This is a genomic window from Terasakiella sp. (assembly GCF_048267425.1).
Taxonomy (GTDB): domain Bacteria; phylum Pseudomonadota; class Alphaproteobacteria; order Rhodospirillales; family Terasakiellaceae; genus Terasakiella.
Map to the genome: position 1 here is coordinate 428,416 of NZ_JBLWXN010000002.1, position 13,937 is coordinate 442,352.

The following is a 13,937-nucleotide window of genomic DNA, read 5'->3' on the forward strand; positions in this document are numbered from 1 at the left end:
GTCATTCAGGCAGGTAAGATATGAAAACACTGCATCTTTTCGCAATGGGCTGCTTTCTTTGGGCTGTTTCAACAACAACGGCCCAAAGCGCGCAGACCGATCAAAACAACGATGATGTCGCGGTCATCATTGGCAACAAGACCTATGCGGATCAAGATATTCCCGAAGTTCGCTTTGCCCATAATGATGCCAAAGCGATGAAGCAGTTTGTGCAAAATGTGTTGAATATCCGCGAAGAAAACATCATCTATCTGGAAGATGCCACACAGGCCAAGATGCAAAGCACCTTTGGACGACAAGGCAATCATCGGGGCAAAGCTTTTCAATACGTCAAACCCGGTGTTTCCAAACTTTATGTCTTTTATTCAGGTCACGGTCTGCCCGGACAACATGACCAGAAAAGCTACCTCCTGCCTGTCGATGCTGAAATCGCAACTGCTGACATTAACGGCTACCCGACAGATTTATTATATAAAAACCTGAAACAGGTTGAGGCAAAATCCGTCATGGTTTTTTTGGATGCCTGTTTCAGCGGTAACAGTGACGGCGGGAGTTTGATCACGCAGGCCTCCGGGGCCTCTATCCTGCCAGCCCCAATACCTGCCGATAACCAGAATGATACCCTGACAGTCATCACCGCAGCCTCTAACGATCAACTGGCAAGCTGGGATGAAGAAAGCCGTCATGGACTGTTTACCGAATATCTTTTGCGTGCCCTATATGGCGAAGCCGATAAAAATAATGATGGGAAGGTAAAACTGGACGAAGTTTCCGCCTTTCTCAAAGAAGATATGCGCTATAAAGCACGACGAACCTATAATCGGGATCAAGTACCCGATATTTCGGGCAATACAGATCAAGTTCTCGTCGCGGCTATCGACGGTATCTATCCCACCCGTCCGACCTTGTTACAAGAAAGCGAAGACCTGATTGATCCCCCGGCCATAGATACGGGAAACTATGACCTTTACCCCGTTGAACAAAATATGTTCGCCCTAAAAAACGCCAATGTGCGCCGCCTGCCCACCGTGCGCGCACGCAAAGTGATGATGTTACCCAAAGGCGAACCCATCCATGTTGCCGCAAAAATCATCGACCAGCCCTGGTATGCGGTCGAACGCGGTGACGGCATCATCGGCTATGTTTTTGCCGACCTGTTGGGAGAAGAAAAAGAAATTGCGACCGAAGAAGAAAACCGCAGCATTCGTGAGCTAAAAGAACGTCTCGAAAAACTGGAAGAACGCACCCGGCTTTCCACACAGGATATTTTACCAGCCCCGCCGAAAACCCAAGCCGACAGCCCACAGATGATCGAACGGCCTGTTGAACAGCCCCGGCCTGAACGCCCCCGCCCCCCTCAGGATCGTTATGATCAAATTGAAAGCGGACTGAAAACAATGGGGGCGATCCTTGCCAGACAAAGCTTTATTCTTCCCGGAGAAGACGGCGACCGACAAACTTCTTTTTCCTATAACTGGATCCGTGTTCATGCTGATCGATGCAAGCTCAGCGCATCTATTTCCTTAAATCATAATGATACGATCAACATTTATGATCGCCAGATTGAAGGCACATTTTGGCGGAAATTAGCCAACAAAAAACACGTGCTGAAAAGTCGAGACGGAAATGGTTGGGCAAAAGAAAAATTTGAATTATTTAAACACGGTCCCTTTATCTTTAAATCAAAACAAGACCGCAACCGCTTTGCCCGTCAAGCTGACAAAATGCGCGACATCTGCCCACGCCCACGCCATGTGCAAGCCAACGATGACGGATATAACCCGCAGTCGCGCTATCAACGCCCGCCACCGCCGCCTTTTAAACGACCACCGCCGCCCTTTAGACGCAATAACGATTAACGATATTAGATATATTCGCCTGTCTGATGACCAACATAGGTATATGGCAGTAAGGCTTCCATCAGCGCCTCGCGACGGACCGGTTTTGCCACATATCCCTGCATACCGTGCTTGGCATATTCTTCGATACTGTCCTGCATTACATCCGCGGTCAGGGCCAAAATTGGGATGTTTGCTTTTTGCCGGTCTGTCATGCCACGAATTTTCCGTGTTGCTTCCAAGCCATTGAGACGCGGCATATGAATATCCATCAGAACCAAATCGAAGTCATATTCAAAGACAGCATCCACGCCTTCCTGCCCATCATTGGCAACCGTCACGTGATGGCCCATTTTTTCCAGCAATCCACACGCAACAGTCCGGTTAATTTTATTATCTTCAACCACCAAAATATTAAGGTCTTTTGTCACTTCACCCTGCGGGCTCGGTGCACAGATATGTTGCGGTGGCTGGGATTTCGGCAAACGTAACTCGAAATAGAAGGTCGTTCCTTCATCCAGAACACTATGGACGTGAATGCGGTCCCCGCCCATCGTTTCCACCAAGCCGAACGAAATTGCCAATCCCAGCCCCGTTCCGCCGAACCGTCTTGAAATGGATGTATCAACCTGTGTGAAAGCTTTAAACAAGTTGTCAATCTGTTCTTGTGGAATACCGATACCAGAGTCTTTCACTTCAAAATGGATCAGCGCATCTTCCGGCGTACTTTCGACCACCTTAATGGAAATCGCAACTTTGCCTTCATCGGTAAACTTAACCGCATTGCCCGCCAAATTGGTCAGAACTTGCGTAATCTTCGCCCCGTCACCCCAGAAATATTCAGTCTTGCCCAACTGAATATTAACTTCAATATCAATCCCCTTCCCACGGGCCTGAGGCAAAATCAATTGTTCAACCGTTTTCACCGCATTTTTCATGGAAAAGGCATGATGATCAATTTCCAGCGCACCGGCTTCGATTTTGGAAAAGTCCAGAATATCGTTCACCAACGACAATAACAATTCCCCGGAACTGCGCAAACTGTGCAAATAATTACGTTGGCGGTCATCAAGTCCCGTATCTTCCATCAATTGCGCCATACCTGTAATGCCGTTCAAAGGGGTGCGCAATTCATGTGACATGGTCGCCAGAAAAGAAGATTTCGCCTTGTTGGCTTTTTCGGCTGTTTCCTTGGCTTTAATCAGGGCTTCTTCCTCCTGATTAAGGCGATTGATCATGCCGTTATAGGCATCGATCACAATGCCGAATTCGTCTTCGGTATCCCAGCTGATCGGTTCTCGACGTTGATGATCTTCGGTTTTTTGAATACCATGCAGAAGCGTTTCCAGCGGGTCTGACACAAAACGGCGAATAGCCCCCGTGACCGAGACGCTTAAAACCACCATTAACAAGAGTAAGAGACCGGAAATCTGTATAACGGAGTCCTTTAATAAGACTTCCAGACGTTCTTTATGGAATAAAATAATGACTTCGCCGATGGTTTCTCCACCGACATCCGCATCGGAACGAATGGCACGGCGCACCAGTAAAGGCGTCTCGCTATCTTTGGGTAAAACACCACCTACCGTTGCCAAAACGCCGGAAAACTGTTCTCGCACTTCTGCACCTTCAACATCAGGATCAAGACTTAAGGCCGCCAAGATGGCTTCGGCACCGGATTGGTCAAGGTTCCAGACGGCATCTGACAAGGCCGTGGCATAAATGTCGGCCAATGTCTTTTGCTTGGTTTCCAGTTCTTCATCCAGATCCGTATAGGTCAAAAATGAAAAAAGCCCCGCCATAAACACAGCCGCCAAGACAAACGGCGGCATAAGCGCCAGACGAAGTTTGCCACCAATTGACTTTCGACTACCGGATAAGACAGACACGCGATGCAGAACCCCAAAATTATACTCAATTCCCTGTTCAAACTACGCGCTTTAACCTTTGGATGCAATCTCTTGATACGGTCTTTCGCATATTATACAAAAAGATAAGATTGTTAGGTGATTTGTTCTTTCGTTTTATGAAATTCCAGATCGGGATAATCTTCCATCGCCTTGTCTAAATGCCAAGCATTGCGGGCCAAAAATACCGGCTCGTCATCATGGTCATCGCCAATTGCGCCGCGATTTTCATCTAAGAACTTTTTCAGTTTCAAATGATCGGAACAGGTGACCCAACGCGCCGTGTATAATTGCGTCGATTCGAAATGAACCGGAATATTATATTCCGTTCGAATACGGTCCGCCAGCACTTCAAATTGCAAGGCACCGACAACCCCGACGATCCAATCCGAACCGATCAAGGGTTTGAAAACACGTGCAGCGCCTTCTTCAGCAATTTGTTGCAAGGCCTTGCCCAGATGTTTGGCTTTCATCGGGTCTTCCGGACGGGCTTTTTGCAAAATTTCAGGCGCAAAGCTTGGAATGCCGGTGAAGCGTAGATCTTCGCCTTCCGTCAAGGCATCCCCAATGCGCAAATTGCCGTGGTTTGGTAAGCCGATGATATCCCCAGCCATTGCCTCTTCCGCCAATTCACGATCCTGTGCCAAAAACAAGGTGGGATTATGGACGTTAATCATTTTTCCCGTGCGGATGTGTTTTAACTTCATGCCGCGTTTGAAATGCCCCGAACATAAACGCACAAACGCAATACGGTCACGGTGTTTCGGATCCATATTGGCTTGAATTTTAAAGACAAAGCCGGAGACTTTTTTCTCAGTCGGATGAACATCCCGGGTGGTCGTGGCTTGCGGGCGCGGACTTGGCGCCATTTGTGAAAGCCCTTCCAGTAATTCGCGGACCCCGAATGTATTGATGGCAGACCCGAAATAAACCGGTGTCAAATGCCCACCGAGATAACTTTCAAGGTCAAATTCCGGGCACAAACCACGGGCCATCTCGACTTCTTCGCGCAATTTCGCCACAGCATCATCAGGCAACAGATCATCCAGTTTGGGATCATCCAGACCATTACATTCGATCCCTTCTGAAATCTGATCATTTTTACCTTTGGCCACCAAGATCAAACGGTCATTAAACAGATCATAACAGCCAAGGAAATTACGCCCCATACCAATCGGCCAACTGGCTGGCACGACATCTAACGCCAGTTCCTGTTCGATCTCGTCCAGAATTTCAAAGGGATCACGGCCTTCACGGTCAAGCTTGTTGACGAATGTTGTAATCGGAACATCGCGCAAGCGACAGACTTCGAACAATTTTCGGGTTTGATTCTCGATCCCTTTGGCCGCATCCAAAACCATCACAGCCGAATCGACAGCCGTCAACGTGCGATACGTATCTTCGGAGAAATCCTCGTGCCCCGGCGTATCCAGCAAATTGAAGGTCTTGTTCAAATAGTCAAATGTCATCACGGAAGAAGCAACAGAAATACCGCGCTCCTGTTCCACCTTCATCCAGTCCGAGCGCGCACGACGGCGGTCGCCTTTGGCCTTCACCGCACCGGCGAGCTGGATTGCACCCCCGAATAACAACAGTTTTTCGGTCAGTGTGGTTTTACCCGCATCCGGGTGAGAGATAATCGCAAATGTTCTGCGTTTATAGATTTCAGTTTCGAAAGTCATGGTTTGTCCGAAAGTAAATAAATTTTCCAGACAATAGGCATATTCACAAAAATCACCAGCCCTTTTTTTTGACGCATGGCAAACGAATTGTTACCCTATCTGAGGAACAAGGGAGGAAATGGATCATGACTGACGAAAAGACTGCGCCCAAAACAAATATAAAAGCCAAACGCACCCGACATGCCAATGCACAGGCCAATTATATGGAACGCAAACGCGCCGAAGGGAAAGAATGGCTGGCAACCTGGGTCCCCGGCGAGGCAAAAGAATGCCTGAAGGAATTGATAAAGCGGGCTAATACGGATGAAGACAAACCTTCAGAGGCTTATATTACACGCATGGAACAAGCCGTTGAAGACACGGCCCCCGACTGGGCCAAGACAAGCACGTGCCTGCTGAATATATGGTTGCTTGCCACCCATAACGTGCAAATCGATTTCAACCCGGCTGAAGAAAAATCGGAAAAAACAGAAAAAAAAGCCAAGAAAGAAAAAAAGAAGAAAAAGAAAAAATAATTGCGCCCACACACAATCAACAGAATATTGCGTTAATTCACAACCGCATTTGCAGCAAGGCAAAAGTCGCGTTTCCCGGTATTTTTAACCCGGTACATGGCTTTGTCCGCCGCTTTTAACAAGGCCGGAATATCGCGGCCATCTTCGGGATAGAACGCAATGCCGACACTGGCACCAATTTGGACCGATTGCCCGGCGACATGAAAAGGGCGACAGGCTTCATCGATAATTTTTTGCGCGACAACGCTGGCATCGTTATTTCGATTTACATCCGTTATTAAGATAACAAATTCATCCCCTCCGATCCGCGCGATATCATCAGCGTTGCGCAAAACACCCGTAAACCGACGAGATAATTCTTTTAGCAACAAATCGCCACCTTCATGGCCGCAACTATCATTCACCCCTTTAAAGCCGTCGAGGTCAATAAACAACAACGCTAGTTTTTCCTGGTTACGATCTGCATGCGCCAGCATCTTGGCCGCATTGTTTTGCAAGAAACGTAAGCTGGGTAACCCCGTCAACGCATCATAATGTGCCAGCCTGCGCAATTCTTCCTGTGCATCGTGCAATTCCGTCACATCATATTCGACCACCAAAATCAGGCTATCCCCGCTGAGGGGATGACGGGACATGCGAATATCCAATGTGTGTAAACGCTTGCCTTCCAACGTATTCATTTCATAGGTCCATCGACCACCTTTTTGATCGATAGCATCGCGCAAACACAGACGACCATCTGTGGGATTGTAAAAGCGTGCGATAAATTCGCTTTCAACGCCATCAGGTAAATCTTCCGCATGGACATGTTTATAAGCAGCGGTTGCCGACGGATTTTCAATCACGGATTTCCCATCGAGGGTAAAACTGGTTACCAACACATTGGTGTATCGCATCGCTTCCACCAGCAACAGGTTTTCAGGTGCTTCCCCTAAATTCACTTCTTCATTGATGTAGGCAATAATGCCACGATGACGGTCCGGTCCAAGAGTCACCGCACGATGCATCATAAATAACGTTTTGGGTTTTCCGTTGGGATACGTCGTCCACGGATCAATCGTCAACCCATTCTTTACAGCCAGATCAAACGTCTGAACGGTGCGGTCCCGCGCGCCTTGAGTATCACCGGACAAATCTTTATTGATTAAATCATCCAGCTTATCCAGTCCCCAGAAATCAATCGCCGCCTGATTGCCCCACCACCAGCCATGCTTATCCAGATCGAAAATCCAGACGACATTGGGGATCAACTCATAGAGTCGCAACTCGTCAAGGCTTTCAATGTGGGTCAAATGACTGTAGTCTTGCTTTTTCATCTATAGGTTGTTCTTATTACATTGTATTTATTATAGAAAATATACCTTCAAATTATCCCAAGCCCAAGCAGAATGATCATTAATTTAAATCTTGTTTCACCTCTCTATATAGCTTAGGGTCCGCGATTAAGTCTGGAAGGAAGGACATCAAGGGAAAACAGGGCCTATGAATATTGTTCTCATCGGTATGCGGGGTGCCGGAAAATCAAAGATTTCGCGCCGCCTCAGTGTCCTGACCAAACGCGATGTTTTATCCTCAGACCTCCTCATTCAATATGACCATGATGGTAAATCCATCCCTGAAATTATTGAGGAATGTAACGGCGATTGGCGACAATTTCGTGACATGGAATACACCACCTTGCAAAAAATCACCGCACTGGACAGCAATATTATTGATTGCGGCGGCGGAATCATTGTTGATATTGATGAAGATGGGCACGAAATATTCTCGGAGCGTAAAATCAATCTGTTGCGCGCAAACGGACGCATCATCTGGTTAAAAGGTGATATTCCTCGCCTTGCTGCCAAGGTAAAAGGCGATGCAACCCGCCCCAGCCTCTCGCAGACCAAAAGCGCTGAAGATGTGATGTACCGTCGCCTCCCGTTTTATGAAAAGGCGGCAGATATCATCATTGATATTGAAGGAAAGTCCAAACGCGAACTTGTTGAAGAAGTTCATAAAACAATCGCCAAATATCTCTGAATATTGTCATTCCCGCATGATACTTAATTTAGTAGACTGTCACATAACCGTATGACGTAAAACAACAGGGCGGACCCGAATGAGATACCTTTCCCAGATATGCAGCGTTGCCCTGATCTTTATGCTGGGCGCATGCGGCGAACCGGCCCCGGCTGCCTGGACCGCCAATTTGGACATCAACTGCAAGCCACAGGATCCATTGGATAAGACCTATGCCGCCCTGTCGCCCAAAAAATTCTGGCGCGAACAAGAGTATGATCTTGGGAATCTGCTGAAGTCCGGTCAAAAAAATCTGGAAATGAGCACCAAAGTCCTTGAAGACAGCGTGTCTCAAAAAGGAGAATATCTGCAACTTTCTCAAAAAGCCGCCGATGACCTTGGCCTGAGTGGTAGTGCGCGGAGCGACCATATCCGTAATAACATTGATCGATACAACAAAGAAGTCGATGCCATTAAGAAACGGCTGGAAACACAGGAAAAGGCCTTAAGCTGGGTGCGCAAATGCACCAATGCCGTCCATCAGGAACTTCGCAAACTCAACCTTTCACCCGTTGAATATGATCCTGAAAAACGCCCGATGTAAATGACATTCCATGACGATAGACACCCGTAGACTTCTTGACCTTTCCTATTGGAAAGCGCTCAATCCACATTTAACGATCTCGCAATCGCCCAACTTTCGCCCGCCGTTAGAGATCGAACGCGCTCGGCTGGATCAAATCTCTGATACCCTGCATCATGACGGCTATCTTCATCAATCGCCCTTGCTGCAAGATAAGGATATTGCGGCCCTGCGTCTGGGGATCGAAAACCTTGTTCACGCCGGATGGCCTGCCGCTTTTATTTATGTTTACGATCAGGTCTGGGATTTCTTTTACCAGCTTAACGGATTTCTCTCTCATTTTCTGGGGGATCGCTATGGGCTGCTTCCCCATTTTTGGGCATGGCATATCGATAAAGACGATAAAGGCACAACGTCCGGATGGCCGCCCCACGTGGATTACAGCGGTGAATGCGCCTTTTTCGATGACTACTTACTCAGCTTGTCTTTGTGGATTCCCCTCACCGATGCCACACCTGAAAATGGCTGTATGAACATTTTACCCTTATCACGGCAAAAGGAATACGAAACACCGATCAAAGAACCCACTGACATTTTATTACAGGATGTGCGTTGCCTGCCGGCAAAAGCCGGATCAGTTCTGGGTTGGCGACAGGATTTATGGCACTGGTCGGGGCGCAGCTCAAAATATGCGACAGAACCGCGCATTTCCTTATCTTTGGAATTTCAGAACCGGGCTTTTGATCCCCTTTGCCCCCCGCTTTACGACCTGACCAGCCCCCCTGAGCCTGAACAGCGCATTCGCCTGATCTGCGGACAATTTGCCAAATACGATCATATGGAACGTGTCGCTGGCGAACTGGAACAGGCCGGAAAAGAAATCGGCATTACGCAGACTTGACTCTTGGATCGGAACTGACGACATTAGGGATAGCTTTTCAGTGCCTCCAAGAGGGCTGAAAGCTTATATTGCTCTCGCTTTTTTAAAAGGAGATACTGACATGCCTCGACTGTCCGTATTTAACAGTCCTCTTTTGTTAGGGTTCGATCATTTCGAACAGGTTCTAGATCGCGTATCGAAATCCAGTGCCGAAGGCTACCCCCCGTACAATATTGAACAGATCGCGCAAAACAGCTTGCGTATATCTTTGGCCGTTGCCGGGTTTTCTATGGATGACTTATCGGTCACCATCGAAGACAATCAATTGATGGTCCGGGCAAAAAACACTCAGGATGACAGTGACCGGATTTTCATTCATCGTGGGATCGCCGCACGCCAATTCCAACGCAGCTTTGTTCTGGCTGAAGGCGTTGAGGTCAAATCTGCCAAACTGGAAAAAGGCCTTCTGCATATTGATTTGGTGCTGCCGATACCGGAAAGTCAAATCCGTCAGATCCCGATTGAAGATATGGAAAAAAAGGCCATCCCAACCAACACCAAAACCATCGACGTTAAGCCGGACTAAATTTTTTAATTAATTCTAATTTAGAGTTAATACTTAAGAATTTCCCCTAAACTTTCGGTTTTTGTTATACTGTATATGTAAACGTGCCAGTGCCACAGCGCAGAAGGTCGCGTCGGCAGGCTGAATAATAATGACCGCATGGTGTCGAATTAGAAATGGAGGCCGCCATGACAAACTATATTTTTAGCGAGGAACACGCGCTGATCTCATATGATATATCAGAAGCCCGAAAAGCTTTTGAACATGATCGTCTGGCCTATGTTGTTGCCGAAACACTGGAAGGAATGCCCGGTTATTCCATCTACAGCGGAACAGGCGAACATCTTGGTCATCTGGATAGTCGCGATATCGCATTTGCAACCGCCTTTCAATATGACATGCACGCTCTCAGCGTTCATTGAACCCTACCCCTTTAAAAAAGCCCTTTCCTTTTTCGGGATAAGGGCTTTTCAGGGTGAATATTGAAGAGTTATCTTATTGAAAATAATAGCATAAAAATAGTATGTGAAGCGTATCACAGACAAACACACCAATAAATTCATAATAAAAACATTGCCCACAGCAAGGAGTAAACATTTTTATTATGAATTCCATTTTCTTAAATAAGAAAAACAGAAACATCATATTCGCCGTTATTGGCCTATCCTTACTTATTTCTTCCTGTGATATTGCCAACAATAGCCATACCGGGACACGTCACGCACTTGTCTTGAACAGTCCCCTTGTGAATCGGGGAAACACACCTGCTGATCATGTCATAGAAATTTCGACGCCAAGCTATAAAGATATCCAAGCACTTTACGAAAGCGCCGACACCGACATTGACCATGTTTTAGCGGCAGAACATACCCCGCCCGCCTTCTTACCCAAACAAGTTCCGGGCGATTTTGCAGAGATTAAAGAGACTGAGGAACGTAAAAAAACATTTCTGGGTTTCGTCTTGTTACCGATCCAAGCCGTTAATGCAACCTTGCTTGAAGAACGTCGCCACTTAATCGCGCTTCAGGCAAAAACAAAGGGAACGCCCCCTTATCCCCAAGATGTACAAGACAAGCTTGAAACATTAGCGCAAAGCTATGGTGGTGAAGCAACTTTTGAAAATCTCCTGATGCGCATTGATGAAATTCCTGCCTCACTCGCCCTTGCACAGGCCGCCCTTGAAAGCGGTTGGGGGACATCACGTTTTGCCGCACAAGGAAACGCCCTTTTCGGTGAACATACCACATCCTTGGAACATGGTTTGCAGCCAGCGGGCTTGGAGCCGGACCACGGCGTCAAAGTCGAAGCGTTCGATACCGTATATGACAGTGTCGCCTCTTATATGTTGAATTTAAACACGCATGCCGCCTATCAGGATTTTAGGACAATGCGTGCAAAAATGCGCAAAAATAATCAGCCGTTAAATGGTCGAAAACTGGCCCAAGGCCTTCTTTCTTATTCCGAACGTCAACACGCCTATATTGAGGAGCTGCACCTTGTGATTGATCACAACAAACTGACCCGTTTGGACCAGCCGCTTGTTATCCAAAATGCCAAGTTAAAGAATTAGTTCCGCTTATTCAAAGCATTCTTAATCTTGCTTTCCAGAACGTCATATTTGACCGGTTTGACGATGACATCGTCAAACCCCTTTTGGATAAACTCTTTTGCATGTTCATCAATGGCATCTGCTGTGAAGGCGATGATTAAGCTGTCCTGATTATTGCCTTCATTTTCCCGAATACATTGTGTTGCCGCAACCCCATCCATGATCGGCATATGAACATCCATTAAAATAACGTCATATTGCTGTTTTTGCGCATGTTGCACGGCAACTTTGCCATTTTCGGCGAGATCGACTTGATGATTATGCTGCGTTAACATCGCGACCAGAACTTTCTGATTTATCAGATTATCTTCTGCCAACAAAATATGCAGAGGCGGTAAGTCGGACCTTTCATTAACTGGTGCGTTCGGTTGTTCGCAGGATGTTACGGGAAGCGAAAAGGCAAAACAGCTTCCTTTTTCCAGCTCACTTTGAACCGTAAGTTCACCGCCTAAAAGAGTCACCAACTCTTGTGAAATTGCCAACCCGAGACCACTGCCACCATATTTTTTCGTTGTCGAACCATCCGCTTGGGTAAAACGTTCAAATATCCGTTTCAGTTGTTCTTCCGACAGTCCAATTCCGGTATCTATAACTTGCACATTCAGGCGATTGTACACATCACCTTTTTGAAGCTCTAAGCGGACTTCAACCGAACCTTTTTCCGTGAATTTAATTGCATTATTGATCAGGTTCGAGAGAACTTGCCGGAATCGTAAGCCATCCAGCATATACCAATCATTTTCCTGAACATCGGACGTAAAGTGCAAAACAAGGCCTTTTCCCTTTGCACTGGCCCGAAACACATCACATATATCGCGACATTGTACATAGGGTTGAACCGGTATGGCATGAATATGCATTTTCCCGGCTTCAATCTTGGACAGGTCCAGAACGTCATCCACCAACGACATCATCGCATTGGCGGAGTTATCCAAAAATTGTAAATTTTGCCGCCCTTCCTGACCCAATGAACTGTCATTTTTCAACAGCTCCAGCCCACCTTTGATCCCCATCATCGGTGTTCTCAGTTCGTGACTGATATTGGCGAGAAATTCACTTTTGGCCCGACTTGCCGCCAATGTTTTTTCCAGAAGAATCGTAATTTCACCCGCTTGGCGTTTGACTTGTTCTTTTAGGTGGACTTGAACAGAACGCAAGCCAAAGAAAATCAGCACCTCGATAAACAAAAACCCGAAAAAGCCGTAAACAATATTGGTTTGCGTGTTTTTATAAAGCGTATCGAATTTATGTTCGACCTTTGACCACATTAAAATGTCACCCACCGGTTCGTCATGCTGATCGCGTATCCCGATATAATCGCGCAATCCAAAACGGGTCAGCATATAACGTTCGTCATCCAGTATGACGATATCGGTCCGCAATTTAAACGGATCACCCGGGGGTAATAACTTCGGGGCAATTTGATCCAGTATATCAGACACTCGGTTACTGGAAGTCGCTTCAATAAAACAAGCGCACGTTTCAGCGTGCCTCCCGCCTGTACCTGTTTTCCATTTGACGCTGGAAACACGCTTGCCATTCAGCAAAACCGCAATATCCGCACCGATTTGACGTTGCAACATCCCGATAATCTCGGCAAAAGACGTTCCGGCCTCCAAAACACCGATAAAGGCCCCTTGTTCATCAAACCTCGACGGTCCATAAACCGGAACAGCCCCGCGAACTCCCGCATAGACACGGCCCAGTTCAAACCCCTGTGTCGGTTTTTGATCTTTCATCACATCAACGATCATATAGCGAAACGGTGACAGGTCATCTCCCCATTTTTCGGGACGATGAACCCGCAACAGGCTGATATCGGGCGGCACATGAAAATGCAATTGGCGCACATAAAATTGCTTCTTCATTTCTGCCCAGCTGCTCGCCACCTGTTCATAAAGGGCGGCGCGCCATTTCTCACTCATTGCTTTGTCAGATTGGCCTTCTTCACGATGAAAACTCTCGGCAGCCAAGGCAAATATTTTTTGAATGCGGGGGTCATGGGCCACGTAGGTTGCCAATTGCGACATATTGACCATCGTCATCGTCAAGGCAACATCAAAACCGGTTTGATACTGCTTGCTTTCATTTCGCAGATCGTCTTCTAAATTGTCACGATCGTTATAATAGTTAATCGCAACAAATAAAGCATCCGCGATGAAAATACAGGCCGTAATAAACGCAAAGATTTTTTTGTTGCTTAAACTCATAAATTCAGCTGCTTTCCGATCAGGGCAGGTACCTTTCCAGAAAAAGGCCCAATGTGTGGTTGGGTATCACGTTCGTTACAACCTTCTTTGAGAGTATGGCACTTGTCCGTAATAAACAAAGTTTTTTCGCTTATAAATAACGCATAA

At 46.8% G+C, this 13,937-nt stretch carries 12 protein-coding genes; 8 read left to right on the forward strand and 4 right to left on the reverse strand.

The window, feature by feature from the left end; all coding sequences use genetic code 11:
• The first annotated feature begins 20 nt into the window (after positions 1–20).
• Entirely contained in the window at positions 21–1,859 is a 1,839-nt protein-coding gene (locus ACN0VA_RS05185) for a caspase family protein (protein ID WP_417820119.1), read from the forward strand.
• A 5-nt stretch (positions 1,860–1,864) separates the two neighbouring features.
• Here ACN0VA_RS05185 and ACN0VA_RS05190 read toward each other — a convergent pair whose 3' ends face one another.
• Together ACN0VA_RS05190 and ACN0VA_RS05195 are read right to left on the reverse strand one after the other, a co-directional pair.
• Entirely contained in the window at positions 1,865–3,727 is a 1,863-nt protein-coding gene (locus ACN0VA_RS05190) for an ATP-binding protein (protein ID WP_417820120.1), read from the reverse strand.
• A 113-nt stretch (positions 3,728–3,840) separates the two neighbouring features.
• Positions 3,841–5,427 (reverse strand): peptide chain release factor 3, encoded by a 1,587-nt coding sequence (locus tag ACN0VA_RS05195; protein ID WP_417820121.1) that lies wholly within the window; start codon positions 5,425–5,427, stop codon positions 3,841–3,843.
• Positions 5,428–5,552: 125 nt separating this feature from the next.
• On the opposite strand from ACN0VA_RS05195, the gene ACN0VA_RS05200 reads away from it, so the two are divergent.
• Positions 5,553–5,942 carry a hypothetical protein gene (locus ACN0VA_RS05200; protein ID WP_417820122.1) on the forward strand — a complete coding sequence of 130 codons (390 nt, stop codon included), beginning with the start codon at positions 5,553–5,555 and terminating at the stop codon, positions 5,940–5,942.
• Positions 5,943–5,974: 32 nt separating this feature from the next.
• Here ACN0VA_RS05200 and ACN0VA_RS05205 read toward each other — a convergent pair whose 3' ends face one another.
• Positions 5,975–7,258 (reverse strand): diguanylate cyclase domain-containing protein, encoded by a 1,284-nt coding sequence (locus tag ACN0VA_RS05205; protein ID WP_417820123.1) that lies wholly within the window; start codon positions 7,256–7,258, stop codon positions 5,975–5,977.
• A gap of 166 nt (positions 7,259–7,424) precedes the next feature.
• Between ACN0VA_RS05205 and ACN0VA_RS05210 the strand changes: the two genes are divergently transcribed.
• From ACN0VA_RS05210 to ACN0VA_RS05235, 6 genes are all read left to right on the forward strand, one after another.
• Positions 7,425–7,964 carry a shikimate kinase gene (locus ACN0VA_RS05210; protein ID WP_417820124.1) on the forward strand — a complete coding sequence of 180 codons (540 nt, stop codon included), beginning with the start codon at positions 7,425–7,427 and terminating at the stop codon, positions 7,962–7,964.
• Between the two features lie 79 nt (positions 7,965–8,043).
• Complete coding sequence (locus ACN0VA_RS05215) at positions 8,044–8,547, forward strand: hypothetical protein (RefSeq protein WP_417820125.1); 504 nt, start codon at positions 8,044–8,046, stop codon at positions 8,545–8,547.
• 10 nt (positions 8,548–8,557) lie between these two features.
• Positions 8,558–9,427 (forward strand): phytanoyl-CoA dioxygenase family protein, encoded by an 870-nt coding sequence (locus ACN0VA_RS05220; RefSeq protein WP_417820126.1) that lies wholly within the window; start codon positions 8,558–8,560, stop codon positions 9,425–9,427.
• A 100-nt stretch (positions 9,428–9,527) separates the two neighbouring features.
• Positions 9,528–9,992, forward strand: coding sequence for an Hsp20 family protein (locus ACN0VA_RS05225; RefSeq protein ID WP_417820127.1), 465 nt, complete (start codon positions 9,528–9,530; stop codon positions 9,990–9,992).
• A gap of 167 nt (positions 9,993–10,159) precedes the next feature.
• The gene (locus ACN0VA_RS05230) at positions 10,160–10,393 is read left to right on the forward strand and encodes a DUF1150 family protein (RefSeq protein ID WP_417820128.1); all 234 of its coding nucleotides are present in this window, start codon (positions 10,160–10,162) and stop codon (positions 10,391–10,393) included.
• Positions 10,394–10,575: 182 nt separating this feature from the next.
• Complete coding sequence (locus tag ACN0VA_RS05235) at positions 10,576–11,541, forward strand: glucosaminidase domain-containing protein (protein WP_417820129.1); 966 nt, start codon at positions 10,576–10,578, stop codon at positions 11,539–11,541.
• Here ACN0VA_RS05235 and ACN0VA_RS05240 read toward each other — a convergent pair.
• Complete coding sequence (locus ACN0VA_RS05240; protein ID WP_417820130.1) at positions 11,538–13,790, reverse strand: ATP-binding protein; 2,253 nt, start codon at positions 13,788–13,790, stop codon at positions 11,538–11,540. The two genes, ACN0VA_RS05235 and ACN0VA_RS05240, sit on opposite strands and share 4 nt — an antisense overlap.
• Between the last annotated feature and the right edge of the window lie 147 nt (positions 13,791–13,937).

What these genes read in the sequence shown, in the direction of transcription:
- ACN0VA_RS05200 (WP_417820122.1), top strand. Translation starts at nt 5,553, where the DNA reads ATGACTGACGAAAAGACTGCGCCCAAAACAAATATAAAAGCCAAACGC.
- ACN0VA_RS05225 (WP_417820127.1), top strand. Translation starts at nt 9,528, where the DNA reads ATGCCTCGACTGTCCGTATTTAACAGTCCTCTTTTGTTAGGGTTCGAT.
- ACN0VA_RS05240 (WP_417820130.1), bottom strand. Translation starts at nt 13,790, where the DNA reads ATGAGTTTAAGCAACAAAAAAATCTTTGCGTTTATTACGGCCTGTATT.
- ACN0VA_RS05235 (WP_417820129.1), top strand. Translation starts at nt 10,576, where the DNA reads ATGAATTCCATTTTCTTAAATAAGAAAAACAGAAACATCATATTCGCC.
- ACN0VA_RS05220 (WP_417820126.1), top strand. Translation starts at nt 8,558, where the DNA reads ATGACGATAGACACCCGTAGACTTCTTGACCTTTCCTATTGGAAAGCG.
- ACN0VA_RS05230 (WP_417820128.1), top strand. Translation starts at nt 10,160, where the DNA reads ATGACAAACTATATTTTTAGCGAGGAACACGCGCTGATCTCATATGAT.
- ACN0VA_RS05215 (WP_417820125.1), top strand. Translation starts at nt 8,044, where the DNA reads ATGAGATACCTTTCCCAGATATGCAGCGTTGCCCTGATCTTTATGCTG.
- ACN0VA_RS05195 (WP_417820121.1), bottom strand. Translation starts at nt 5,427, where the DNA reads ATGACTTTCGAAACTGAAATCTATAAACGCAGAACATTTGCGATTATC.
- ACN0VA_RS05210 (WP_417820124.1), top strand. Translation starts at nt 7,425, where the DNA reads ATGAATATTGTTCTCATCGGTATGCGGGGTGCCGGAAAATCAAAGATT.
- ACN0VA_RS05185 (WP_417820119.1), top strand. Translation starts at nt 21, where the DNA reads ATGAAAACACTGCATCTTTTCGCAATGGGCTGCTTTCTTTGGGCTGTT.
- ACN0VA_RS05205 (WP_417820123.1), bottom strand. Translation starts at nt 7,258, where the DNA reads ATGAAAAAGCAAGACTACAGTCATTTGACCCACATTGAAAGCCTTGAC.